The following is a 25,409-nucleotide window of genomic DNA, read 5'->3' as shown; positions in this document are numbered from 1 at the left end:
CGCATTTCTTATAATTATATGCATCGTTATATTGCAATATTACATTCAGAAATAAGTAAAAATTAAATTTATTAGATATGAAACTATCAGAAATTAAAACCATTTTACCAACATTAGATAATGTTGAATTTCAATTAGAAAACGGAACATTTGTTCCAGAACATTTTCATGTAACAGAAGTTGGTCAAATCATAAAGAATTTTATTGATTGTGGTGGAACAATTAGAACTGAAAAAGTTGTGAACTTTCAATTATGGAATGCAGATGATTTTGAACATCGCTTAAAACCGAATAAATTATTAAATATCATTCAATTATCCGAAGATAAATTAGGAATGGAAGATGGTGAAATTGAAGTAGAATTTCAAAGTGAAACAATTGGTAAGTACGATTTGGAGTTTAATGGAAAACATTTTATCCTAAAAAATAAACAAACAGCTTGTTTGGCGCAAGATGCTTGTAGAATTCCACAAGCTAAAGTAAAGGTAAATTTAGCTGATGTTGGTACTTCTTGTTGCACGCCAAATTCGGGATGTTGTTAGGCATTTTAAGTAAAATTAAGGTTTTTAAATTTTTTAAAAAGTATTAAAATCTTTCACCAATTAAATTTATTATAGTAATATTTTTCCTTTATTAACTTCTAAGTTTTGCATTGTCTTTTGGCACGACATTCGCCATAAAGGATTGCAGGTATTCAAAATATGAAAAAAAGAGTTATTTTAATTGTAGTGCTATTTATTATTGGTAATATATATTTCTATCAAGCGTTTAGTACAGTTTTTCATAACAAAACGGCTCATATTTTATATTGGACAGTTGATGTATTATTGTTTGTAAGCATATTCGCGATTATATTTCTTCGACAAAAAGGAGTAGAGGTTCAAAAATTTTCTTCAGGTTTAATGACTACTTTTTTAGTTGTATTTATTCCACAATTACTTACCTTTCCATTACTTTTTATAGAAGATATTATTCGATTATTTAGAGGATTTCCGGCAAGAAATATTTTTTTTAGCGAATTTGTCTTGATTTTATCAGTTTTGATTTTACTCATTATTGTATTTGGATTAACCAAAGGTCGATTTTTGTATCAAGTAAAAAAAGAAGTTCTTTATTTCTCAGATTTACCACAGGCATTTGATGGATTTACAATTACTCAATTATCAGACATTCATGTTGGTAGTTTTTCTAATCGAAAAGGAGTGCGAAAGGGAATTGAATTAGCAAATGCGCAAAATAGCAATCTTTTGCTGTTTACGGGAGATTTAGTTAATAATTCTGCAAACGAAATGGAGCCATGGATTGCAGATTTTAGCAAACTAAACGCATCATTTGGCAAGTTTTCTATTTTAGGTAATCATGATTATGGCGATTATACAAGTTGGGAAAATGCCTCAGCCAAAGCCACAAATCTCAAAAGGCTTAAAGAAATACATCAAGAAATGGGTTTTCGATTACTATTAAATGAATCAGTTAAAATCACAAAAGATGGTGAATATATTAATTTAATTGGAGTAGAAAATTGGGGTAAAGGCGGTTTTCATCAATATGGAGATTTGAATAAAGCAACTGCTAATTTATCCAATAATTCGTTCAATATTTTATTATCACACGATCCTTCTCATTGGGATTTGGTCACTTTAAATCATTCGCATCATATTCATCTTACGTTAGCTGGACACACACATGGAATGCAATTTGGCATAGATTTTTTAGGAATAAAATGGAGTCCAATTCAATATTTTTATAAACAATGGGCTGGTTTATATCAAAAAGGAAAAAAATATCTGTATGTAAATCGTGGTTTTGGTTATCACGGTTTGAAAGGTCGCATAGGTGTGTGGCCAGAAATTACAGTAATTGTTTTAAAAAAATGTGAACTAAAACAGTCCTCATAACATTATTTTTATTATTTATTTTTAATAAAATCTAGCCCTTTTTCGCTTAACTGCTTAAAGTTAATTGCTGGAATAGTTGGATTTAATTCTGAGCTAAAATTTTCTACACTAGGAGTTTCAAAAAAATCTAATTCGTACAAACCATCTTCGGTTTTTTGGCAATCATCTGTCAAAATATAAATCTTCGGAAAACTTGGTTTTCGCTCTATCTTCACCTTTTTAGTTCCATTATTGTCCGTAAAAACTTCTGCTTTTCGTGTATTTGCCATAATATGAATAATTTACGTTTATTAAATGCTTTATAATTATTATTCTGCAAACTTAACCTTAGATTTTTACAATATCTCAAGATTTAGTCTAAATAATTATCGATTGCTTATCCATAAAACTGAAAATATCTTTAACTTCGTTACAAAGTTAAAACCATGACAAAATCAGTAGTATCAATCGTTTGTTTAGCTGTATTTTCTTATACAAATGCGCAAACAGATTTGACTCTTCAAAAATCAGCGATCAATAAAACCTTAAATGCTTATCATCAAGCTGCAGCAAATTCGGAATTTGATCATTATTTTACGTTTTATACAAAAGATGCGATTTTTATTGGCACAGATCCTACAGAAAATTGGACAATGGATCAATTAAAAAGTTATGCTAAAAAACCTTTTGAGCAAAAACGTGGTTGGGTGATGAAGCCTTTGGAGCGAAATATCTTTTTTGATGAAACTGGAAATATGGCTTGGTTTGATGAATTGTTAGATACATCTATGAAAATTTGTAGAGGTTCTGGCGTTTTGGTGAAAGTAGGAAATGAATGGAAATTGAAGCAATATGTTTTGTCGATGACGATTCCGAATGATGATGTAAAAAATGTGTTGGACGTTATTTCGCCAAAGCAAGATGTAATGTTGAACGAATTAAGAAAAAAATAATGAAATTTTTTGTATCAACTATTGTATTCATTTTTTTATTTGGTTTAACAAGTTGTTTACCTACAAAAACTGTTGCAGAGCCAAAAGTTACAGTTTTAGAAATAAATGATTTATCTGGTAAATGGAACGTAAATAAAGGCTCGGATTATATTATTTTTGAAGACACAACAAAAAAAATGGTATTAAAAACCGAATGTGGATTAATTACTGCGGATTACACAAAAATTAATCAAGCAATAATTTTTAATCATTTAAAACAAGTAAATTCTGAATGTGAAATTCCAGAAGGTTTATTGCAAAAAATAAAGAAAACTGCTTATTTTAAAGTAAATACATCAAATCAGATTACTTTTTTTGATGAAGCAAATCAAGAAATGTTAACCTTAAATTTGATGAAATAAATCATCAATCCAAAATATATTATGCTTAGCATAATTTTTTATTAAATTTGTCTAAATTTCGAACGTTGAAGAAAATTTTAAGTTACCCGTTATCCATTATTTTCTATTTATTATATGGTTTAACGTTGTTAATTATGCATGTAGCGCAATGGTTGAGCTACCATTTAGGAGGTTATAAAACGCATCATAAAAGTGTAAAAATAATGAATGGTATTTTGGTTGTTTTAACTAAAGTTTTAGGAACAACTTATACGTATTCTGGTCGCGAAAATTTAATTAAAAACGTGCCTTTGATTTTTGTTTCAAATCATCAAAGCATGTTTGATATATCTCCTTTAGAATATGATTTGGCAGAATATCATCCAAAATTTATTTCTAAAATAGAGTTAGGAAAAGGAATTCCAAGTGTTTCATTTAATTTAAGAAATGGAGGATCTGCGTTGATTGATCGTAGAAATGGAAAACAAGCAATAGAGGAAATTAAGAAATTAGCACAATACATTCAGAAAAATAATTACTCAGCAATTATTTTTCCAGAAGGTACAAGAAGTGCAAATGGAGTTCCGAAATCGTTTAAAGAAAATGGATTGAAGGTCTTAGCAAAATATGCAAAAGACGCTTATATTGTTCCAGTTACGCTAAATAATTCGTGGAAATTGTCTAAATATGGTAAATTTCCGATGTATTTAGGCGCAAAAGTAACCATACAATATCATAAACCGCTGAAAGTAAGTGATTATAAATTTGATGAATTATTTGAACTTACCGAGCAAACCGTAAAAAGTAGTATAACCGCATAAAAATAAAAACATGTCAATAAAAAATGTTCGCCTGGAAGTAATGCAATTTCTTGAGAAAGATATTGATGCTTATATGGATAAATTCTTAGTTCCGGCCGATAAAATTTGGCAACCAACTGACTTTTTACCCAATTCTCAACACGATTCTTTTTTCGAAGAAATTAAAGAATTACAAGAACTTTCGAAAGATTTACCAGATGATTTCTGGATTACATTAATTGGAGATACAATTACGGAGGAAGCTTTGCCAACGTACGAATCTTGGTTATTGCAGATGGAAGGTGTTGTTGATGAGTCTGGAGAATATATAGAAAATGGATGGTCAAAATGGATTCGTCATTGGACTGGAGAAGAAAATCGCCACGGTGATGTTTTGAATAAATTTTTGTACTTATCAGGTCGTATTAATATGCGCGAAGTAGAAGTTTCGACACAACATTTGATTAGTGATGGTTTTGATATCGGTACATCTCATGATCCTTATAAAAACTTTGTATACACAAGTTTTCAGGAATTAGCAACATACGTTTCTCATAATAATGTATCTGCAATTGCAAAACAATATGGAGCAAAGAAATTATCAAGAATGTGTAAAATTATTGCGGGAGATGAAATGCGTCACCACTTAGCTTACACAGAATTTGTACGCCGAATTTTTGAAGCTGATCCGTCAGAAATGATGAAAGCAGTACAATATATGTTTAAACTTAAAATTGTAATGCCAGCACATTTTTTACGTGCTTCAGGAGAGGATAGAGGAAGTTTATTTGATGCTTTTTCTGATTCTGCACAACGAATTGGCGTTTACACAGCACACGATTATATTGATATTATGCGCAAGTTAATTGAAGCTTGGCAAATTGATAAAATCACAGGATTGAATGAAGAAGCGGAAAAAGCAAGAGATTTTATTATGAAATTTCCGGATAGAATGGATCGTATTTCGCAACGTATCGTTATTCCAGAAGCAGGACCACAATTTAAATGGTTAATTCCAGCAACTAAGTAATTTATATCATATAAAAAAAGGCAACTCAATCTCGAGTTGCCTTTTTTTAATCACTAACTTTAACATAGAAAATTTTAAAACACTTCTTATGGACGATTTTATTGCTGCGCGAAGTCAAATGGCAATGTCCTTAGCCTTTCACATAGTTTTTTCTTGTGTGGGCATGGTTATGCCTTTCATGATGGCGATTGCACATTACAAATACCTCACGACCAAAAAAGAAATTTACAAAGGATTAACCAAAGCGTGGAGCAAAGGTGTTGCAATTTTATTTGCAACAGGAGCCGTTTCTGGTACAATGCTTTCGTTTGAGTTAGGATTATTGTTTCCTAAATTTATGGAACATGCAGGACCAATTTTCGGTATGCCTTTTTCGTTAGAAGGAACCGCTTTTTTTATAGAAGCTATTGCGCTTGGATTTTTTCTGTATGGTTGGGATAAGTTTAATAAATGGTTTCATTGGATTTGTGGTGTTATAGTAGGGATTAGTGGATTAGCTTCAGGTATTTTAGTTGTTGCAGCTAATGCTTGGATGAATTCGCCTACTGGCTTTGATTTTGTAAATGGCGAATATCTAAATATTGATCCAATAAAAGCAATGTTTAACGATGCGTGGTTTTCACAAGCATTACACATGACAATTGCTGCTTTTTGTGCCACAGGATTTGCTGTTGCTGGTTTACACGCTTATTTAATTTTAAAAGGTAAAAATGTAAATTTTCATAAAGAAGCTTTTAAAATTAGTGCTGTTATGGCAATTGTTGCGGCTTTGTTAGCGCCATTAAGTGGCGATGTTTCGGCAAAATCAGTTGCAGAACGTCAACCAATAAAGTTGGCGGCGATGGAAGCACATTTCAAGACTGAAAAATCGGCAGCTTTTGTTTTAGGAGGTATTCCTGATGAGGAGAATATGAAGCTAGATTATGCTTTAAAAATTCCTGGAGTTTTAAGCTTTTTAGTTCATTCGGATTTTAATACAGAAGTAAAAGGTTTAGAAGAATTTCCTCGGGACGAATGGCCTCCAGTAGCTATTGTGCATTATGCATTTCAGATTATGATTGCATTTGGAATGTTGATGATGGCAATTGCAGTTATCTTTTTAATTGCGCATTTCTTTAAAAAAGATTGGCTGTCTAAACGCTGGTTCTATAAAATGTTTATGATTGCCACACCTTTCGGTTATATTGCTTTAGAAGCAGGCTGGACGGTTACTGAGGTTGGACGACAACCTTGGATTATTTATGGTATCATGCGAACTGTAGATTCTATAACGCCAATGCCAGGAATTCAATATTCATTTTACATTTTTACATTTGTGTTTATCACGCTTTCAATTATTTTAGTTTTCTTGATGAATCGTCAAATACAAATGGTTGCAAAGCTTTACGATACCGAAGATCCAAATTATAAACCAGAAAAACATTAATTATGATTTACGTTGTAACAGCCTTTTTATGGGTTTCGACTTGTTTATATTTAATTTTAGGTGGAGCTGATTTTGGAGCTGGAATTGTCGAATTATTTTCTAAAAAGGATTTTAAAGAGCGAACTCGAAAAATAATGTACAATTCAATTGGTCCAATTTGGGAAGCCAATCACATGTGGTTAATTATCGCGATTGTTATTTTATTTGTTGGTTTTCCGAAAATGTATGCCCAAGTTTCCAATTATTTACATATTCCGTTGGTCTTGATGTTATTGGGAATTATTGCGCGCGGAACATCTTTTACATTCCGAAATTATGATGTTATAAAAGATGAATGGCACAAATTATATGCGGTTATTTTTACCTATTCTAGTGTTGTAACGCCTTTGTTTTTAGGAATTATTGCAGGTTCGCTAGTTTCTGGAAGTATAGATAATAATGCAACAACTTTTTTGGATGCTTATATTTATTCGTGGTTAAGTTGGTTTAACGTTTCTGTCGGAATATTTACGGTAATTATTTGTGCATTTTTGGCTTCGGTTTATTCAATTCAATCGGTTAAAAAAGAAGAAGACAAAGTTAAATTAAGAAAAAGAGCTCAAATTTATACAGGATTAATTTTTGTTGGAGGAGCAATTGTTTTTATCGTTTCAATCTGGAAAAACATTCCATTATTTGATTGGATTACTTCTGAAATTTATGGATTTATAGCCGTTGGCTTAGCTACAATTTCGATTCTACTTTTAATTAAAGATTTAAGAAAAGGAAAAGATAGTTTTACAAAAGTATATGCAGCTTTGATTGTTATGATGATATTATTTGCCGTTTCATATTCGCATTTTCCTAATCTAGTATTGTTCAAAGATGGCTCTACATTATCGTTAATCAGAGACATTGGTGCAATAAGTACGATAAATATGTTAGGATGGGCATTGTTATTAGGTTCGGTATTTATTTTACCATTCTTTTTCTATTTGATGTATTCATTTAATAAAAAACAGAAAATTTAATATTTTGGTACGTAACTTGATTTAAGAATTCTGAGTAATTCTTTTAAAATGAAATCTTTTCTACCTACCATTATATTTTCTTTGTTGCTATTAAGTTGTAGTTATAAAGATCCAGTTGCAAAATTTGAAATAATTAATAATTCTGGTTTTTCAAAAAACGAAAATAATCTTTTGAGTAAATACGAAGGAATAATTACGCTAAATAATAAAGATTCGACCATTTATACATTTAGTTTTTACAAGGATAATACCTATGTTGTAAAAATAGATCGTGTAGGCGAAAAACCGATAGAAATACAGGAAGGAACTTGGATTACAGATGGTAATTTTTATGTAGTTTATGGTACAGATGCTTCTGCATATCGATTTTTAGAGGAAAATGGAAATCTTAGTTTGCTGAACGATGATGGACATTTGTATAAAGATAATAAAGGCGAAAATAAATTTATATTGTATAGAAAATAAGAAAAGGCTTCCAATTTGGAAGCCTTTTCTTATTTTAATTTATTGCTTAATTATTGTGCTTTTGTTGCCATTCTGCAATTTCTTGCTCATTTAACAAACATGCATTTAATTCTGCAGTTATTTTTTCTTTATCAATTCCTTGACCAATAAATACGATTTCTATAATACGATCACCCCATTCTTTTGACCATTTTTCATCAATTTGCTTTTGATTAACTTGATAAGCCGCAAACTGAATTCTTTCTTTAAAAGGCATAGAACACCACCAAGCGCCAGCAGGATCAATACGAATACTACCACCAGCTTGACTTAAAAATATTGCTTCATCAGGACGATTCGCCAACCAAAATAAACCTTTAGAACGGTAAACAGTTGCAGGAAAATCATCGTTCATATACGTTAAAAAACGCTCTGCATGAAATGGAATTTGTTGACGATACACAAAAGAAGTCATTCCATATTTTTCTTCTAAATGATCGTGATGCTCGTGTGTACAATTTGCTCCACATTCATGATTATGTTCGTGGTGATGCTCATGATGATGCGCTTCTTTTTCTTGTTCTTCCAATAATTTTACCCAAGCATCCATGTCTTGTATTTTCTCAAAATCAAAAAGATTTGTATTTAAAATCTCATTTAATTCGATGTGAGAAAAACTTGCCGGAATTATTTTTGCCGTTGGATTAAGTTTTCTCACAAATGCCTCAATATTGATTAACGCTTCTTCATCAATCAAATCCATTTTATTCAAAATAATAACATTCGAAAACTCAATTTGATCAATTAAAAGATTAACAATCGGGCGATCATCTTCATTATTTTTGCTATATCCACGATCAAAAACATTTTCATCTGTTCCTAAATTCTGAAAGAAATTTAAGGTATCAACCACAGTTACCAATGTGTCTAAACGCGCATATTTTGGAAGATCAATTTTACCATCAGGCGAAACAAAATCCAATGATTGCGCAATTGGTCCAGGATCTGAAATTCCAGAACTTTCAATCACTAAATAATCGTATTTGCCTGATTTTGCTAATTTTTCTATCTCGATAATTAAATCTTCACGCAATTCGCAACAAACGCAACCGTTGCTTAATTCGATTAATTTTTCATCGGTTTGAATAAGGTTATTTTCGCGCGCAATCATTTGTGCATCGATATTTACAGCGCCCATATCGTTAACGATAACAGCAACTTTTAAACCTTTTTTATTGTGTAATATATGATTAAGAAGTGTCGTTTTTCCGCTTCCAAGAAATCCAGAAAGTACCGTTACTGGTAGTCTTTTTTCCATAATTTTTTGCTTAAAAATGTTTACAAAGTTACGTTATTCTAACTCAAAATATAGTTTTGTATGCGCTATAATTATTATAATAATCTGTTAAGAATTTACAGAAAAGCAACTTATGTTAAGAATTATTTTAATTTTGTTCAAAATCAATTCAAACTATGTTTGCAAGCAGTGTTATTACGCTAATAATTATTTCAATATTTCTTGAAATCTACCTTTATTTTAACTTTAAAAAGTTTATAAAAAATAAGTTTTTCTTAATCTTAAATGTCATTTTATTTGCCTTAGTTTTGGCTAATTTAGGCTATAATATGGTATTTTTTGACCGAAATGTAGGACAAACACAAACCACAATGTGGAGTGTTGGTTTGTTTATGCTTTTTGGTTTTCCGAGATTAATTTTACTTGTTTTCTTTTTAATTCAAGATATTTTTAGAGGATTTGGTTGGTTATTTAATCGTACAACAAATCATCAAACATCAGAAAATACTTATTTGCCTTCGCGAAGAAAATTTGTAATGATTTCTGGTTTAGCAGTTGCGGCTGTTCCATTTTTTAGTTTGATTTATGGAATGACCTTAGGAAAGTATAACTTTAAAGTAATCAAGAAAAAATTAGTTTTTGATCGTTTACCAAAATCATTTGACGGTTTTAAAATTCTACACATTACTGATATTCATTCGGGTAGTTTAGATAATCGCGAAAAAATTGAATATGCAATTGATTTGATAAATGAGCAAGAGTTTGATATTTTGCTTTTTACGGGAGATATTGTCAATAATTTTTATTGGGAAATGGACAAATGGTATGATGTTTTTTCTAAGATAAAAAAAGCACCTTATGGTAATTTTGCTGTTTTGGGAAATCATGATTATGGTGAATATTCGGATTGGAAATCAGAAGAAGATAAACAAGAAAATTTTGAGAAAATAAAAGCTATTTTTCCTAAAATTGGAATGGAACTTTTATTGAATGAAAATCGTTTTATCGAAAAAAATGGTGAAAAAATTTCGTTAGTTGGTGTTCAGAATTGGGGAACACGTTTCAAGAAATTAGGTGATATTGATAAAGCTTCTGTTGGAGTTGATTTTAGAGATTTTAAAATATTAATGTCACATGATCCTTCGCATTGGGATGAAATTGTAAAGAAAGATAAGAAACATTACGATTTGACGCTTTCTGGACATACACACGGTATGCAATTAGGAATTGAAGTTCCGAGTATAGGTTTTAGATGGAGTCCTGCGCAATATGTGTATCCGCAATGGGCAGGTTTTTATGCATACGAAGGAAGAATAATTAATGTAAACAGAGGTTTTGGTTATCATTTTTATCCTGGTAGAGTAGGTGTTTGGCCAGAAATTACGGTAATAGAATTGAAAAGTACAACGGTATAAATAATAAAAAGCAATCAATTTTTGGTTGCTTTTTTTGATGTAGGTTAATGAATATTAATTTGTTTTGTTCGAAATTTGAGTTAAAATAATCCAACAAAAATAGAGTAAAATGAACGAAGAATTAATTACATTAGAAGTCATTAAAAATGAAAAAACTGCTCGTTTTGAGTTAACAGTTGACGGATATATTGCTTTTATAGATTATAAGCAAGAAGGAGAAGCAATAAAATTAATCCATACCGAAGTGCCAGAAGAATTGGCTGGTAAAGGAATTGCTGCTGCTTTGGTAGAAAAAACATTGGTTTATTTAGAAGAACATAAAAATAGTTTGTTTCCGTATTGTCCTTATGTTTTTGCATACATCAAAAGACATCCTGAATGGAAAAGAATTGTAGATTCGTCTTTTGTAAAATACAATGAGTTATAGAATCTATTGAATCTCATAAATTAAAAAAGCGACCAATTTTGGTCGCTTTTTTAATTTTATTTTATAAAGTTTTATGCTTTGTGATGATCATCATCGTGCGTATATTCTTGCTCTACAGCAATGTGTCCTTCCCATTTGTCAACTGCAACTGTAGATAATGCATTTCCTAAAACATTTGTCATAGAACGTGCCATATCACAGAAATGGTCAATAGGTAAGATTAAAGCGATTCCTTCTGGTGGAATACCAAACATAGAACAAGTTGCAACAACTACAATTAGAGAAGCGCGTGGTACACCTGCAACACCTTTTGAGGTTAACATTAATACCAACAACATTAATATTTGCTTTTCTATTGGCATGTGTATACCGTAAACTTGCGCAATAAATAATGAGGCAAAGGTCATGTACATCATCGATCCATCTAAGTTAAACGAATAACCGAGCGGTAATGTAAATGAAATAATTTTTGGTTGAGCGCCAAATTTTTCTAATTCTTCTACTAATTTAGGGAAAACTGCTTCTGACGAAGTTGTAGAAAAAGCGATTAATAATGGTGCTTTTATGTGACGTAATAAGTCGAATAATCTTTTTCCTAAGATTAAATATCCAACCAAACAAAGTACAATCCAAAGTAATAAAATACCAAGTACAAAGGCTACTAAATATTTTACATATAAGGCAAAAATACCAAATCCGTAAGTTGCAACAGCAGCAGAAATTGTTCCTAAAACTCCTAATGGCGCAGTCCACATAACGTAACCAACCATAATTAATACAACATGCGAAATTTTGTCTAATGCTTTCGTAATCATTTCTCCTTGTTTTCCGTATGCAGCTAATGCTACTCCAAAAAAGATAGAGAATACAACAATTTGTAAAATTTCATTCGTAGAAAATGCTTCAAAAACAGACTTTGGAATCATGTGATTTACAAAGTGTTCTAAAGTAAGTGATGCTTGATTTTTTAATAAATCTTGAGCAGAACTTGCGTCCATTTCAATGTTTAAGCCTTCACCAGGTTTCATAATATTTACAACAATACATCCAATAACTAAAGAAGTTAAAGATGCTGTAAGAAACCAACCTAAAGCGCGTCCACCAACACGACCTACCATTTTCATATCACCCATTTTAGCAATACCAACTACTAAAGTTGAGAAGACTAATGGCGCAATAATCATTTGTATTAAACGAATAAAAATTGTACCTAAGAGTTTTATATTCGTCGAAAACGATTTAATAAATTCTGGAGAGGTATTGTAGTGCACATAGCCACCAAGTGCTACACCTATAATAAGTGCAACGATAATTGCTACAAAAAGTTTGTTGTTTTTCATTATACGATTTTAAACTTTTCCAAAACTACTATTTTTTTAATAAACTATTAAGATTTAAAAGACATTAATACACCAGTCAAACTATAAAGCGTTAATTATCTGCTGTTTGTGGTCTGTTTTTTTTCGGTGTACATCTTACTAATCAAGTTGTTTAAATGGTATTTCTTGATTCAAAATTTCCTCAATCAATAATGCCATTGGAATGGTAGAATTTTCTACAATCGAATAATCGATGGTCGTATTTTTATCTACCGACAATTTAATCAGCTCTTTATTCGGGAATTTTATAGGATAAATGCACAATTCTATTGGTTGATTTTGATATTTTATATCACCATAAAATAAATGTGCATAAAAAATCAATTGCAATTGTTTTGCTTTATCTTCTTTTTGATAAACAACTTCTATTTCTTCCGTTTTTACCGAAATATCTTTGGCAAAACCAGTTTTATAATCAATAATTCTTAATTGATTATTTACCGAATCAATGCGGTCAATAATTCCTCTTAATTTGACAGTTTTACCATTTGTAAGCGGAAAATCTACTTCATGTTTACTTTCTAATGCACGAATTATAAACTCATTTTCTTTTGCTGTTTTAGCATCTTTTGTTAAAACACCATCAACAATTCGTTCAGCAATTTTATAAATCAAATAATTAGGACCTTTATCTAAATGTCCATCTTTATATTCTTTTCTAAAATGCTCTTGCAACGCATTATTTTTACTTTTTTCGATGATTTTGAAATCATTTTCGGTCAAAATTTTACTTAAATAAGGCAAATACAAATCTTCTAATGCGCCGTGTACAATATTTCCTAAAGTACGCGCGCTTACAGTTTCTTCAGCTTCCTCAACATCTTTGACATTAAAAACGCGTTGTTCATAAAAATCCAATGGATTGCGCAAATAGGTAGAAAGTGACGAAGGCGAAATACCATAATCTGCCCAACTCCATAATTTTTTCATTGTTTCATCTGTTTTTGGAACAATGATTTCTTTTAACGGTTTTGAGATGAAATTTGGAGCAGCAAAACTTTCGTTTAATTTATGTTGACTTTCAAATTTAATTTGCGCTAAAAACCTCGATTTTTCTCCAGTACCCATTCCATCAGCTTCTGTATCATATACAAAATATGCATTTTTAGCGCGTTGAACTAATCGATAAAAGTGATATGCATAAATAGAATCATTTTCGGTAAACGTATTTAATTTCATCTGTTTACGAATATCATACGGTATAAACGTATTATTTTGTCGTCCCAAAGGCAAAATTTGATCGTTAACAGAAGTCATGATTATGGTATCAAAATTTAACAACCTTGTTTCTAATAATCCCATTAATTGCAGTCCTTTTAGTGGTTCTCCAATAAATGCAACTGATTCTGATTGTACAATTTTATTATACAATAAAAATAAGGTTCTGTAATCTTTGATATCATCAACTTGTAACAGATTTTCGTGTAATTGATTGAAAACTTTCTTAAAATAGAAAAGATATTCTTTTGTCAATAAATCATTCATCGCAGGATGATGAAGCAATTGATCCGTCCAATCTTTTAAATGATGAATAAACGACGTGATATTGGTCGGAATCTGAAATAAACTCTTAAAAATTGATTCGCCTAAGGCAGATTGTATCGAATTTGGTGAATTAAAAATTCGATTTTGAGTTCGAATATCGTGTATTAATTTTCGACTTTCGTCTGAACTATAATGTGATAATGTTTTATTTTCGAGTATTTGCAAAACGTTTTTGAAGTAAAATAATGAACCTTTTCCTAGTTTTTCTCGGTTCATTTGTAACTCAAAAATTGATTTAAAAAATTGCGCTAACGGAACCGAACGCAACGGAATTCCCATCGAAATATTTAGATGCGAAATATTATCGGGTAAAGAGTTTAAAATTGCTGGTAAAATTGCTTCATCAGCCAAAATTAAAGCCGTATTTTTAATTTCTTCTTCTGATAGATTTTTAATTAAATCGGCAATATATTTTGCTTGTCCAACTTGTTTTGCAACACCAATTGTATTCAGGTTTTTCGGTTTTGAAAACTCATCTACAATCCAATTAATTGGTTTTATTTTTTCTTTGTATTTTCTTAGAAAAGAACCTGCTTCTTGGTTTGGATTAGTGTAATAATAACGGTCTACATCCCAATAAAGCGTTGCAATATTTTCTTTTTCTAATCTAAAAATAAGAGCTTGTTCGGCTTTAGTCAACGCATTAAAACCTGCGAAAATATAATGTTGCGAACGATCTTCTACTATTTCGTTAACTTTTTCGCTTGCAATGCGAAAAACCATTCCTGCATAACCTTCTTTTGCATCAATTAAATCTTGTTGTAATTGAAAATATAACTTTGAAACAATTCCCCAAAATGTCAAATGATTTTGAATCACTTCATTTTTACCAATCTCAATTTTTCCTTCTCCCCATTGATTAATTCGCTCAACGGAAACCAAATAATCTAAAATTTTATTTGCAGGTTCTAACGAAGCGTCTATATCATCAAAATCTTTGAGAACAGTTGGTCCCCATTTTATAAATTCTTCGAAAGTATCGGGTTTTGTAACAACTTTTTTATAGGCTTGATAAGCTTTGAACCATAAATTAATTCCAGAAATAATTTCTAAACCAGAAAGATCGCTCATTAATTCTTCGATACTTTTCATTTGTGGCAGAATGATATTTTTAGCTTGACGCTGAAATTCTTCTCTGAAAAATAACATTGGACGTTTTCCTGGTAAAATCAGCGTTGTATTAAGAAAATTTGTTTGTTTTTCTAGTAAATCAGTTACAACACTTTCGATGAATTTGGCCATTATTTTATATTCTAAAATTGAGTTGAAGTAAAAGTATAAAATTTAAAAGACAATTGGTGACGTTGTTATTTAACAATATCAACTTTTTCTTGAAATAACTTTTCAAAAAAATTAATTGACTCTTTCTTGATTTCAGAGCTATTAACTTCGTAAATAATTATCCCAAAAAATAAAATAGGAAAAGGAATCAGAATGATTGCTTTAGGGTGAAGATTGTCATTTACAATCATAATTGAAGCAAAGATTAGAAAAATACTTGTTACAAAAATATAAAGACCTATGAAAATATCAACCGTACTATTTTGTTGAAATGAGAGATCAATAAAAGTTTGGTTATTTTTAGTTGAAATTCTTCCACTGAGAATAGGGACAAAATTATTTTGACCATCTACAACTTTTTTTAATTTGAAATAGTTATTTTCGATTTTACCTACAAAAAATGTATTTGATTTTGTAAAACTAATTAATTGTTCCTTTGTTGTATTTTCATTCAGTATTTTAAAAATCTCTTGTTCAGAAAGTTTTGTCGTTAATTGATATTTTTTGTTTTTGAAAAGCATAATTTAAATATAAAAAAAAACGACTAAAATTACTTAGTCGCTTTGTATTTATCAAAGAATATATTTTTATTTAATAACACCTAATTCTTTTCCAACTTTTATAAAAGCTGCAATTGTATGGTCTAATTGTTCTTTGGTATGTGCAGCTGATAATTGTACACGAATACGCGCTTTATCGCGAGGAACAACAGGAAAAAAGAAGCCGATAACATAAACGCCTTCGTTTAATAATTTATCTGCCATTGTTTGCGATAATTTTGCATCGTACAACATTACTGGTACAATTGCAGCATCACCTTCGGGAATATCAAAACCTGCGGCCACCATTTCTTTACGGAAATAGTTTGCGTTCCATATTACTTGGTCACGTAAAGTTGTGTCACTTTCTAACATTTCTAACACTTGTAATGCAGCACCAACAATTCCTGGAGCCAAAGAGTTAGAGAATAAGTAAGGACGAGATTTTTGGCGTAACATTTCGATTACTTCTTTTTTACCAGAAGTAAATCCACCCATTGCACCACCTAATGCTTTTCCTAAAGTTGAGGTAATAATATCAACGCGTCCCATAACATCGTTATGTTCGTGCGTTCCACGACCAGTTTTACCAATAAAACCAGTTGCATGAGAATCATCAACCATAACCAAAGCATCGTATTTATCTGCTAAATCACAAACACCTTTTAAATCTGCAACAATTCCGTCCATAGAGAAAACACCATCTGTTACAATAATTTTGAAACGGTGACCTTTTTCTGAAGCAGCAATTAATTGCGCTTCTAAATCTGCCATATTATTGTTTTTGTAACGGTATCGGGCTGCTTTACATAAACGCACACCATCAATAATAGATGCATGGTTTAACTCATCCGAAATAATTGCATCGTCTTCTGTAAATAAAGGTTCAAAAACACCACCATTCGCATCAAAAGCTGCTGCGTATAAAATAGTGTCTTCCATTCCTAAGAAGTCTGCAATTTTCTTCTCCAATTGTTTGTGTACATCTTGCGTTCCACAAATAAAACGAACAGATGACATTCCGTATCCTCTATCGTCTAACATTTTTTGTGAAGCTGCAATAACATCTTTATTGTCTGATAAACCTAAATAATTGTTTGCACAAAAATTTAATAAAGTTTGACCATTTTCTAATGTAATTTCTGCACTTTGTGGAGAAGCAATGATTCTTTCTTTCTTGAACAATCCTTGTTCTTCTAAATCATTAAGTTGTGTTTGTAAGTAATCTTGAAATTTATCGCTATACATAATAAATCACTTTTGTTGTGTATGTTTTTTACAAATATAAATGAAAAGGGTAGATTTTTCCGTATTTTTGTAAGACATAAAATTTAATTAAAGTGATTACAATACTTATTTTAATCTTTCAATATTATTTTCTAGGTAAATTATTCAATAAAGACAAATTAAAATTAATCATATCAGTTGTAGGTTTATACTTTTTAGGGATTGTTGTTATAGCCTTAAATATTGCCTTATTGGTTACTTTTGGTGTTATAAAAGCCGATTTACAAGAGCTAACACAGTCTTAATGGATGATGGTTCCGGATTTGGTTTTATTTGTGCTTTTATCGTTTGTTTATTACAATTATTTAAAGCGTAAATGGACAACAGAAATGATTGAAGGTGAATTAGAACGTAGAAAAGAAGCGACTTTGAATACGGTAGAACCTGAAAATATAAATCCTGTAAAAGCAAATGTTTATTGTCATTTTCATACTGTTAATGATAAAAATATACATTTGATTCAGCCTTTAGCGCATACAATTTGGAACGAATGTTACAAAGATTTGTTATCAGAAGATCAAATCAATTATATGATTGAGATGATGTACAGTAACGAAAAAATTAACGAAGGAATTGCAAATGGTGATGTTTGGGAAATTCTGAAAGTTGATAACATTCCGGCTGGATATTTACATTATAAATTAGAGGAAGATAATACCGTTTTCTTATCTAAAATTTATTTGAAAGAAGATACACAGTTTAAAGGAATTGGGCAATTGATGTTGAATAGAGTGGTGGATTATGCAATTGATAAAAATGCAAAAGCTGTTCATTTAACAGTAAATAAAAACAATGCAAAAGCAATTCGTTTTTACGAAAAGAATGGATTTAAGAACATAGAATCTAAAACTTTTGATATCGGAAACGGATATATTATGGATGATTTTATTTTCCAGAAAAATATTTAAGAATTTATTCTTGTTATAATAAAAAAGCTGTTACATTTTTGTAACAGCTTTTTTTGTTATTTTTCTCTTTCCATCACGTATTTCACCATTGTTTCTAATGAATTTCGGTATTCATTTTCGGGAAATTCGTATAATATATCTAAAGCCTCTTGGCTATATTGTTTCATCATTTTTTGCGTGTACTCAATTCCTCCATTATCCTTTACATATTGAATAATTTCTCGCACACGTTTTTTATCGTTGTTGTAACGCTTAACCGAATTGATTAACCATTTTTTATCCTTTTCATTCGCGGTATTAATCGAATAAATCAAAGGCAACGTCATTTTTTGTTCTTTTATATCAATTCCGACAGGTTTTCCAATTGCGTTAGAAGTTGTATAATCAAACAAATCATCTTTTATCTGAAAAGCAATTCCAACCAATTCACCAAACTTGTGCATTTTCTTGGCAACTTCCTCTGTACAACCTACAGAACGCGCGCCAGCTTCGCAACATGCCGCAATAAGCGTAGCGGTTTTCATTCGGATAATTTCGAAATAAATATCTTCTGTGATATCTAATTTTCGAGCTTTTTCTATTTGTAATAATTCACCTTCAGAAATTTCTTGTATCGCAACAGAAACGACTTCTAATAAATCAAAATCTTTATTTTTTGTCGAAATAATTAATGTTTTTGATAAGAAATAATCTCCAACCAAAACAGCAACTTTATTTTTCCAGATCGCATTTAAAGAGAAAAATCCTCGACGTAGTGTACTATCATCAACCACATCATCATGTACCAAAGTTGCGGTATGTATCAGCTCGATAAACGAGGCTGCACGATAAGTTCTTTCTTGTACTTGCCCGTTTAATTTTGCAGTTAAAAAAACAAACATAGGACGCATTTGTTTTCCTTTTCTACGAACAATATAATGTGTAATACGGTCTAAAAGTGAAACATTACTCTTCATTGATTCGAAGAATTTTTGCTCAAATAATTTCATTTCCTCCGCAATCGGAGCTTTAATCAAATCTACCGTGTTACTCAAAATTTTGTTTTTTTAATTTGTAAAATTGTTGATACAATGCATAACTTGTTTTGCGTAAAAGCCTTTAAAATTAAATTCTTCTCCACTAAAACAGATTTTATTTTCTGTTGCTAAAACAGAAATTCCTTCTAATTGTCCCAACTGAGTTGTGAAACCCAAAGGTAAACTTATTTTTTTAACTTGAGAAGTGAAGAATAAATCCTCGTTATTTTTTGGCAAATCAAACCAATTAATAAACGCTAAAGCATCTTTGGTATAACCCAATAAATAAATTCCGTTTGTAGCATTATTTTTATCAGTATTGATATAAGCCGCTGTTACAGCATAATTTGTCTTAAAAGTTTCAAGCTTTTGTGCTGCATGTTTTTTTGTTGTATCAATTGGTACAACGTAATGTGTGGTTTGTAAATTAGACCACTCTTTTGTGAAAATATGAATTTTATCATTATAGATAAAAAAAGCTTCGGCATCCCAATTTGTAGTCAAATTTTTGAACTGAAAAATAGCTTGTTCAGGATAATAAAATTCAATTTTCTGCGCTTTTAACTCTTGTTTTGGATTAGAAAAATCAACTTGCTTTTTGTCAATAAAATAAATGGCTAAATTTTTTCTATTTCCCATATTATTTCCAAAATCAGCAAAATAAATACGATTATCGTCTGTAGAAATTTCTTCCCAATCAATATTTGGCGCATTTGTAATAAAAATAGTGTTGATTATTTCGCCCGTTTTTGCATCAAAACGATACAATTCTGGCTTATTTCCACTATCATTTAAACCCCAAAAAGAAGCCACATTTTTATCTTCTTTTTCATATTCTAATGCCGAGATTTCGTTTAAAGTAGGAGGTAAGTACAATGTTTCCATTTTATAATCATCAATAGATAATGTATCGATGTTTTCTACTACTTGCGCGAAACTGTGATTAGTCAGAATAAAAAATAAAAATATGGCTAAATATTTCATTTGATTTTATCTATGCATTCCCCGTTTTATTGGCTAATTGTCCACATGCAGCGTCGATATCTTTACCACGACTTCTACGAACATTTACCACAATATTGTTGGCTTCTAATGCTTTTATATAACTGTTAATTGCTTGCTCTGATGCTTGTTTGTACATTCCGTCTTCCTCAATCGCGTTATACTCGATAATATTTATTTTAGATGGAATTTTTTTACAGAAGCTTACCAAAGCATCAATATCTTCTTTTTTATCGTTAACACCTCCCCAAACAATATATTCAAACGTAATACGTAAGCCGGTTTGTTGGTACCAATATTGAAGACTTTCCATTAAATCCGTCAACGGAAATTTAACGGTAAACGGCATAATCACATTACGAACTTCTTCTCGAGCCGAATGTAAGGATACTGCCAAATTAACGCGTAAATCTTCGTCAGCAAGTTTTTCAATCATTTTCGGAATACCAGAAGTAGAAACTGTAATACGTTTCGGTGACATTCCTAAACCTTCGGGCAATGTTATTTTTTTGATGGCAGAAATTACTTCGTTATAGTTTAACAAAGGTTCTCCCATTCCCATAAAAACAATATTACTTAATGGTCGATTAAAAAATCGTTTACTTTCATCATCAATAATAACAACTTGGTCTACGATTTCTGCTGCGGTTAAATTACGCATACGTTTTAATTGCGCTGTTGCACAAAAAGTACAATCTAAACTACAACCAACTTGCGAAGAAACGCAGGCAGTTGTACGTGTATCAGTAGGAATTAAAACAGATTCTACGATGTTACCATCATGAAGCTTAACAGCATTCTTGATGGTTCCGTCGTTAGATTTTTGAAGAAGATCAACTTCAACAGGTTGGATTTGGAACGATTCTCCGATTTGCTCTCGCAAAGCTTTAGAAATGTTTGTCATGTCATCAAATTGATGCGCATTTTTTTTCCATAACCATTCGTACACTTGTTTTGCACGAAATGATTTTTCTCCAATTTCTTTGAAATAATCTTCAATCTCAGCTTGTGATAGCTTTCGTATGTCTTTTTTTGTTGTAGTCAAACTTATAGAATTAACATTGCATCACCGTAAGAGTAGAATCTGTATCCTTCTTTTACTGCTTCGTTATACGCTTTCATTGTTAAATCGTGTCCAGCAAACGCAGAAATCATCATAATTAAAGTTGATTTTGGTGTGTGGAAATTTGTAATCATACAATTTGCGATAGAAAAATCGTAAGGTGGATGAACAAATTTATTTGTCCAACTATCTAATGCATTTAAATGTCCGTCCGCAGAAACTGCAGATTCTATAGATCGCATAGAACTTGTACCAATAGCACAAACTCTTTTCTTATCGTCAATTGCACGGTTTACAATATCTGCTGTAATTTGAGGAATAATAACTTGCTCAGATTCCATTTTATGTTTAGATAAATCTTCAACTTCAACAGCCTGAAAAGTTCCTAAACCAATATGTAAAGTTAATTCAGCAAATTCTACACCTTTAATTTCTAAACGCTTTAATAAATGTTTAGAAAAGTGTAAACCAGCTGTTGGCGCTGCAACAGCACCTTCGTGTTTTGCATATATTGTTTGGTAACGTTCTGCATCTTCTGGCTCAACATCTCGTAAAATATATTTAGGAAGTGGAGTTTCTCCCAATTCTTTCAATTTTGCACGAAATTCTTCGTAAGAACCATCAAATAAGAAACGTAAAGTACGACCACGAGAGGTTGTATTGTCAACTACTTCTGCAACTAATGTATCATCGTTGTCAAAAAATAATTTATTTCCGATACGGATTTTACGAGCAGGATCTACTAAAACATCCCATAAACGAGTTTCTGCATCTAATTCTCTCAATAAGAAAACTTCGATTTGAGCACCTGTTTTTTCTTTATTACCCATTAAACGAGCAGGAAAAACTTTCGTATTATTACGAATCATTACATCTCCTTCTTCAAAATAATCGATAACATCTTTGAATAATTTATGCTCAATTACTCCCGTATCACGGTGAATAACCATTAGTCGAGATTCGTCTCTATTTTCAGAAGGATGCTCTGCTAAAAGTTCTTCAGGTAAATTAAAGTCGAAATCAGAAGTTTTCATTTTCATAATTGTACAAATTTTTACAAATATACGACTCTCCGTACCCCTTTGTCAAGTATAAACGTGCTTTTTATGATATTGCTAACTTTATTTGTTTATTTTTGGAGGTTTATACAAGACAAATGAAAAAGATATTTTTAGTACTAGTTGCATTATTTACACTTTTTAATTGTAATAATTCAGAGAAAAAAATAGAAGAACAAAAAGAAGTAGAAGCCATAGATTCTGTTGCTGTAAAGGATTCTTTAATACAAAATACATCAACAGATTTAGTTAAAGCGCCCGATTTTTCTTTGGCTGATATAAATGGAAAACGATTTGATTTAGCCGATTTTAAAGGAAAATATGTTTACATGGATATTTGGGCAACTTGGTGCGGACCTTGTAAAGTTCAGATTCCGTTTATGAAACAATTGGAAGAAGAATTTCGTGATGCGCCAATTCATTTTGTGAGTATATCTGTAGATAATGAAGATGACAAACCAGTTTGGGCGAAAATGGTAAGAGAAAATCAAATGTCGGGTGTGCAACTATTTGCTGGACGAGAAAATAATTTTGGACACGATTATCAAATTCAAGTGATACCAACTTTTATTATTTTAGATAAAGAAGGTAACATAATAAACGCAAATGCACCAGCGCCGATGGATTATCAAACGGGCGAAGTTAATACGCAATTAGTTGATTTATTTAGAGAAATGAAATAAGATTAAACATAATAAACATAAAAAAAGCTTCCAATTTTGGAAGCTTTTTTTATGTTTATTTGAGTGAATTAACTTCTCACTTTTGTTTTTAAATTTATACGTTGCCCAATTTTTGGTTGATCACCAGGCTCCATTTTATTTAATTTATACAAGCTATTAATTTTTACACCAAAACGCTGCGAAATCGTATACATATCATCACCGTTTTGTACTTTATAAGTTGTTTCAGATCCTTTTGCTTTCTTTTTTCCGAAGAATACAATTTGTCCATCATATAATTTAGAACCCATTTGTATTTCATTAAAACTCGCCAAATCCGAAGGTGCTTTGTTGTACGTTTTTGCAATTGTACCAATAGATTCTCCCGCTAATGCAACAATGTATGGTATGTTATTTTTATGTCTTTTTATACGTAACGTCGGGTTCATTGGTCGTGTTTCGTACGTTACAGTTCTGTTATTTATTTGCGAATTATCTGTTGTAGAAACAACATCAATTGATTTATTAGATGCTAAAGAAACTTCGTTTTTTAAATCTTTAATTTCGTTTCGTTCTTCTTTACGTTCCTCTTTTTTAAGCTGTTTTGAAGAGTTTTTTGCCAATAAATTATCATCTTGATTGTTGTATAAATGATATAATTTTGCATAAACTTCTTCTGTAGAAATTTGATCAAATTGATCTAAATTATATTTTTCAATTCTAGAGATTAATTTAGAAGCATAACTTGGATCTGTTGCGTAACCCGATTTTTTAAGTCCGTTTGCCCAAGCTTTATAATCTGTTTGATTTAAATTAAAAAGAGCTTTATAATAAGGTCTTAAAGCTAAAAATTTAGAATGATCGCGGTAACTTTCTTCAACCGATCCATATTTTCTGAAACATTCGCCTCGCGCATCATCATCATGGTAAATTCTCGGCATATCATTTGGCCATTCTTCCGGACCTTTACATTTTATACCAAAGTGATTATTTGCTTGATCCGCCAATTTACTTTGTCCGCCACCAGTTTCTAATAAACCTTGCGCAAGCGTAATACTTGCTGGTACTTTGTACAATTGCATTTCTTCTACGGCTAAAATCGCGTGTTTTCGGATATACGAAACATCTCTAGATTCTTGTGCTTGTAGAGCAATTGATATAACAAAACCAAAAACTAATAATAATTTTTTCATTCTATAGTAATTTTGTTTTTCTTTTTTAAGTGTTGATTCATTCCTTCAATGCCTTGCAGACCGCCAGTATGAATCATTAAAATCTTAGAATAATCTCTAAAATAATGATTTTTAATTAATTCGAAAATACCAAAAACCATTTTTCCTGTATAAATTGGTTCCAATTGAATTTGGTTTGTTTGTTTAAAATAATTTACAAAATTAATTAATTCCTCCGAAACTTTTCCATATCCACCAAAATGATATTCATTAAAAATAGTGAAATTTTGCTTTTTTGTTAGATTTTTAATGTCATTTTGTATAAAATCACCTTTCAAACTCGGAAAACCTAAAATATGTTGATGAGGTTTTGTGCTTTCCATCAATCCCGCAATTGTTCCAGATGTTCCAATTGCAGTAGCTATAAAATCATATTCAGCACAATTTTCGTGTAAAATTTCTTTGCAACCACTTATAGCTAAATCATTTGTGCCGCCTTCTGGAATAACGTAACTATTTGGAAATTTATTATTTAAAGTTTCAAGAAAATCATTTTCTTCTTTTTTTCTGTAATCTTCTCGCGAAATAAAATGCAGTTGCATTCCGCAATTTTTTGCAAATCGTAAAGTTGCATTTTCCTCAATTTTATCTGCTAATTCTTCACCACGAATAATACCAATTGTTTCAAAACCATATTCTTTTCCCGCGGCTGCAGTAGCGGAAATATGATTAGAAAATGCACCGCCAAATGTGATGATTTTTTTGAAACCAAGTTTTTCAGCTTCTAAAAAATTATACTTTAATTTACGGTATTTATTTCCTGAAATTTCGGGATGAATTAAATCTTCTCTTAAAATTGAAAGTTGAATATTTTGTGACGTAATTTTACTTATATCAATTGATTGAATTATACTTTTGTGATCGTTCCAAATCATTTTAAACGTATTTTAAAAAATTGTAGAACTTGCGTTCTTTCAGATAATTTGGATTGTTTTCGTTGGCATAAGCTTCGCGCTCAAAACTAATGTTGCGATATGCTTTGTGTTGATCTTTGTATTGTATTAATCGGTAAGCATATTCGGTGAAATACCAAATATAGAAAGGAATAACCAAGAGTTCAACTTGTTGTATAATATGTATTGTTTCGTGATTAATTAAGGTTTTATCTTCCTTCAATTTTGGATCTCTCAAAAAAATGAAAGGAAAAATTGTAATTCCAATAAAATTCTTTCGAAACAAGTGACTAAAAATTACTATAAACATTGTAAAATGACTTGATTTTACTGCAAAATTATAAATTATATCAATCAAATCATTCATTTTTGTAAAAGTTTCATCAAAACAGTTTTAGATTTGGCGTAACTTTATCAAACAAAATCCTAATTAGAATCATAAAAGTGGATTGATTTTGGTTGAAATTTTATAACTATTTTCACAT

The 25,409-nt window shown here is 30.7% G+C and carries 27 protein-coding genes; 14 read left to right on the top strand and 13 right to left on the bottom strand.

Annotated features, from left to right (window positions below; genetic code table 11):
* Nucleotides 1-77 precede the first annotated feature (77 nt).
* Together BM072_RS13275 and BM072_RS13270 are read left to right on the top strand one after the other, a co-directional pair.
* A complete protein-coding gene (locus BM072_RS13275) occupies nucleotides 78-542 on the top strand; it encodes a DUF6428 family protein (RefSeq protein WP_092909365.1) in 465 nt (154 codons plus the stop codon).
* 159 nt (nucleotides 543-701) lie between these two features.
* Nucleotides 702-1,898, top strand: a complete 1,197-nt coding sequence (locus BM072_RS13270) for a metallophosphoesterase (RefSeq protein WP_092909362.1) — start codon at nucleotides 702-704, stop codon at nucleotides 1,896-1,898.
* 11 nt (nucleotides 1,899-1,909) lie between these two features.
* On the opposite strand, the gene BM072_RS13265 is transcribed toward BM072_RS13270, so the two are convergent.
* Nucleotides 1,910-2,167 (bottom strand): hypothetical protein, encoded by a 258-nt coding sequence (locus BM072_RS13265; protein ID WP_092909359.1) that lies wholly within the window; start codon nucleotides 2,165-2,167, stop codon nucleotides 1,910-1,912.
* 156 nt (nucleotides 2,168-2,323) lie between these two features.
* Between BM072_RS13265 and BM072_RS13260 the strand changes: the two genes are divergently transcribed.
* The 7 genes from BM072_RS13260 (at nucleotide 2,324) to BM072_RS13230 (ending at nucleotide 7,941) form a co-directional block, all read left to right on the top strand.
* Nucleotides 2,324-2,830, top strand: a complete 507-nt coding sequence (locus BM072_RS13260) for a nuclear transport factor 2 family protein (protein ID WP_092909355.1) — start codon at nucleotides 2,324-2,326, stop codon at nucleotides 2,828-2,830.
* Nucleotides 2,830-3,231, top strand: coding sequence for a hypothetical protein (locus BM072_RS13255; RefSeq protein WP_092909352.1), 402 nt, complete (start codon nucleotides 2,830-2,832; stop codon nucleotides 3,229-3,231). Before BM072_RS13260 ends, BM072_RS13255 begins: the two co-directional genes overlap by 1 nt.
* A 65-nt stretch (nucleotides 3,232-3,296) precedes the next feature.
* Nucleotides 3,297-4,031: a lysophospholipid acyltransferase family protein gene (locus tag BM072_RS13250; protein ID WP_092909350.1), complete on the top strand. Its 735-nt coding sequence runs from the start codon at nucleotides 3,297-3,299 to the stop codon at nucleotides 4,029-4,031.
* Nucleotides 4,032-4,041: 10 nt separating this feature from the next.
* On the top strand, nucleotides 4,042-5,040 hold the full coding sequence (locus tag BM072_RS13245; protein WP_092909348.1) for an acyl-ACP desaturase: 999 nt from the start codon (nucleotides 4,042-4,044) through the stop codon (nucleotides 5,038-5,040).
* 88 nt (nucleotides 5,041-5,128) lie between these two features.
* Nucleotides 5,129-6,466 (top strand): cytochrome ubiquinol oxidase subunit I, encoded by a 1,338-nt coding sequence (locus BM072_RS13240; protein ID WP_092909346.1) that lies wholly within the window; start codon nucleotides 5,129-5,131, stop codon nucleotides 6,464-6,466.
* A gap of 2 nt (nucleotides 6,467-6,468) precedes the next feature.
* A complete protein-coding gene (locus tag BM072_RS13235; RefSeq protein WP_092909343.1) occupies nucleotides 6,469-7,476 on the top strand; it encodes a cytochrome d ubiquinol oxidase subunit II in 1,008 nt (335 codons plus the stop codon).
* Nucleotides 7,477-7,524: 48 nt separating this feature from the next.
* Nucleotides 7,525-7,941, top strand: coding sequence for a hypothetical protein (locus BM072_RS13230; RefSeq protein ID WP_092909341.1), 417 nt, complete (start codon nucleotides 7,525-7,527; stop codon nucleotides 7,939-7,941).
* A gap of 46 nt (nucleotides 7,942-7,987) precedes the next feature.
* Here the strand turns inward: BM072_RS13230 and BM072_RS13225 are convergent, their stop codons facing one another.
* Nucleotides 7,988-9,238 (bottom strand): GTP-binding protein, encoded by a 1,251-nt coding sequence (locus BM072_RS13225; RefSeq protein ID WP_092909339.1) that lies wholly within the window; start codon nucleotides 9,236-9,238, stop codon nucleotides 7,988-7,990.
* A 155-nt stretch (nucleotides 9,239-9,393) separates the two neighbouring features.
* On the opposite strand from BM072_RS13225, the gene BM072_RS13220 reads away from it, so the two are divergent.
* Both BM072_RS13220 and BM072_RS13215 read left to right on the top strand, forming a co-directional pair.
* On the top strand, nucleotides 9,394-10,632 hold the full coding sequence (locus BM072_RS13220) for a metallophosphoesterase (RefSeq protein ID WP_092909337.1): 1,239 nt from the start codon (nucleotides 9,394-9,396) through the stop codon (nucleotides 10,630-10,632).
* A 109-nt stretch (nucleotides 10,633-10,741) separates the two neighbouring features.
* Nucleotides 10,742-11,059: a GNAT family N-acetyltransferase gene (locus BM072_RS13215; RefSeq protein WP_092909335.1), complete on the top strand. Its 318-nt coding sequence runs from the start codon at nucleotides 10,742-10,744 to the stop codon at nucleotides 11,057-11,059.
* Nucleotides 11,060-11,130: 71 nt separating this feature from the next.
* Here BM072_RS13215 and BM072_RS13210 read toward each other — a convergent pair whose 3' ends face one another.
* The 4 genes from BM072_RS13210 to kbl form a co-directional block, all read right to left on the bottom strand.
* The gene (locus tag BM072_RS13210) at nucleotides 11,131-12,399 is read right to left on the bottom strand and encodes a dicarboxylate/amino acid:cation symporter (RefSeq protein ID WP_092909332.1); all 1,269 of its coding nucleotides are present in this window, start codon (nucleotides 12,397-12,399) and stop codon (nucleotides 11,131-11,133) included.
* Nucleotides 12,400-12,537: 138 nt separating this feature from the next.
* Nucleotides 12,538-15,225, bottom strand: coding sequence for a PD-(D/E)XK nuclease family protein (locus tag BM072_RS13205; RefSeq protein WP_092909330.1), 2,688 nt, complete (start codon nucleotides 15,223-15,225; stop codon nucleotides 12,538-12,540).
* A 65-nt stretch (nucleotides 15,226-15,290) separates the two neighbouring features.
* Nucleotides 15,291-15,785: a hypothetical protein gene (locus BM072_RS13200; protein WP_092909328.1), complete on the bottom strand. Its 495-nt coding sequence runs from the start codon at nucleotides 15,783-15,785 to the stop codon at nucleotides 15,291-15,293.
* 66 nt (nucleotides 15,786-15,851) lie between these two features.
* Nucleotides 15,852-17,051 carry a glycine C-acetyltransferase gene (gene kbl / locus BM072_RS13195; protein ID WP_092909326.1) on the bottom strand — a complete coding sequence of 400 codons (1,200 nt, stop codon included), beginning with the start codon at nucleotides 17,049-17,051 and terminating at the stop codon, nucleotides 15,852-15,854.
* Between the two features lie 92 nt (nucleotides 17,052-17,143).
* Here kbl and BM072_RS13190 point away from each other — a divergent pair, with 92 nt between their 5' ends.
* Both BM072_RS13190 and BM072_RS13185 read left to right on the top strand, forming a co-directional pair.
* Complete coding sequence (locus BM072_RS13190; RefSeq protein ID WP_092909324.1) at nucleotides 17,144-17,335, top strand: hypothetical protein; 192 nt, start codon at nucleotides 17,144-17,146, stop codon at nucleotides 17,333-17,335.
* A 3-nt stretch (nucleotides 17,336-17,338) separates the two neighbouring features.
* A complete protein-coding gene (locus BM072_RS13185; protein WP_245752185.1) occupies nucleotides 17,339-17,998 on the top strand; it encodes a GNAT family N-acetyltransferase in 660 nt (219 codons plus the stop codon).
* A gap of 56 nt (nucleotides 17,999-18,054) precedes the next feature.
* Here the strand turns inward: BM072_RS13185 and BM072_RS13180 are convergent, their stop codons facing one another.
* Genes BM072_RS13180 through queA form a run of 4 tightly spaced genes read right to left on the bottom strand, consistent with a single transcriptional unit; the run spans nucleotide 18,055 to nucleotide 22,113 of the window.
* Nucleotides 18,055-19,032: a polyprenyl synthetase family protein gene (locus tag BM072_RS13180; protein WP_092909322.1), complete on the bottom strand. Its 978-nt coding sequence runs from the start codon at nucleotides 19,030-19,032 to the stop codon at nucleotides 18,055-18,057.
* 12 nt (nucleotides 19,033-19,044) lie between these two features.
* Nucleotides 19,045-19,998 (bottom strand): YncE family protein, encoded by a 954-nt coding sequence (locus BM072_RS13175; protein WP_092909320.1) that lies wholly within the window; start codon nucleotides 19,996-19,998, stop codon nucleotides 19,045-19,047.
* 10 nt (nucleotides 19,999-20,008) lie between these two features.
* Nucleotides 20,009-21,061 (bottom strand): dual-specificity RNA methyltransferase RlmN, encoded by a 1,053-nt coding sequence (gene rlmN / locus BM072_RS13170; RefSeq protein ID WP_092909318.1) that lies wholly within the window; start codon nucleotides 21,059-21,061, stop codon nucleotides 20,009-20,011.
* A gap of 2 nt (nucleotides 21,062-21,063) precedes the next feature.
* Nucleotides 21,064-22,113: a tRNA preQ1(34) S-adenosylmethionine ribosyltransferase-isomerase QueA gene (gene queA, locus BM072_RS13165; RefSeq protein ID WP_092909405.1), complete on the bottom strand. Its 1,050-nt coding sequence runs from the start codon at nucleotides 22,111-22,113 to the stop codon at nucleotides 21,064-21,066.
* 122 nt (nucleotides 22,114-22,235) lie between these two features.
* Between queA and BM072_RS13160 the strand changes: the two genes are divergently transcribed.
* Nucleotides 22,236-22,820: a TlpA family protein disulfide reductase gene (locus tag BM072_RS13160; RefSeq protein WP_092909316.1), complete on the top strand. Its 585-nt coding sequence runs from the start codon at nucleotides 22,236-22,238 to the stop codon at nucleotides 22,818-22,820.
* A 68-nt stretch (nucleotides 22,821-22,888) separates the two neighbouring features.
* Here BM072_RS13160 and BM072_RS13155 read toward each other — a convergent pair whose 3' ends face one another.
* From BM072_RS13155 to BM072_RS13145, 3 genes are read right to left on the bottom strand one after another with little or no spacing between them, the layout of a single operon-like run.
* Nucleotides 22,889-23,992, bottom strand: a complete 1,104-nt coding sequence (locus tag BM072_RS13155; protein ID WP_092909313.1) for a glucosaminidase domain-containing protein — start codon at nucleotides 23,990-23,992, stop codon at nucleotides 22,889-22,891.
* Nucleotides 23,989-24,906 carry a 1-aminocyclopropane-1-carboxylate deaminase/D-cysteine desulfhydrase gene (locus BM072_RS13150; RefSeq protein WP_092909310.1) on the bottom strand — a complete coding sequence of 306 codons (918 nt, stop codon included), beginning with the start codon at nucleotides 24,904-24,906 and terminating at the stop codon, nucleotides 23,989-23,991. Before BM072_RS13150 ends, BM072_RS13155 begins: the two co-directional genes overlap by 4 nt.
* Nucleotide 24,907: 1 nt before the next feature.
* Nucleotides 24,908-25,291 carry a hypothetical protein gene (locus tag BM072_RS13145; RefSeq protein WP_338061014.1) on the bottom strand — a complete coding sequence of 128 codons (384 nt, stop codon included), beginning with the start codon at nucleotides 25,289-25,291 and terminating at the stop codon, nucleotides 24,908-24,910.
* Between the last annotated feature and the right edge of the window lie 118 nt (nucleotides 25,292-25,409).

Origin of the sequence: Algoriella xinjiangensis (genome assembly GCF_900115015.1) — a bacterium.
GTDB lineage: Bacteria > Bacteroidota > Bacteroidia > Flavobacteriales > Weeksellaceae > Empedobacter > Empedobacter xinjiangensis.
This window is presented reverse-complemented; position numbering and strand designations above follow the sequence as displayed.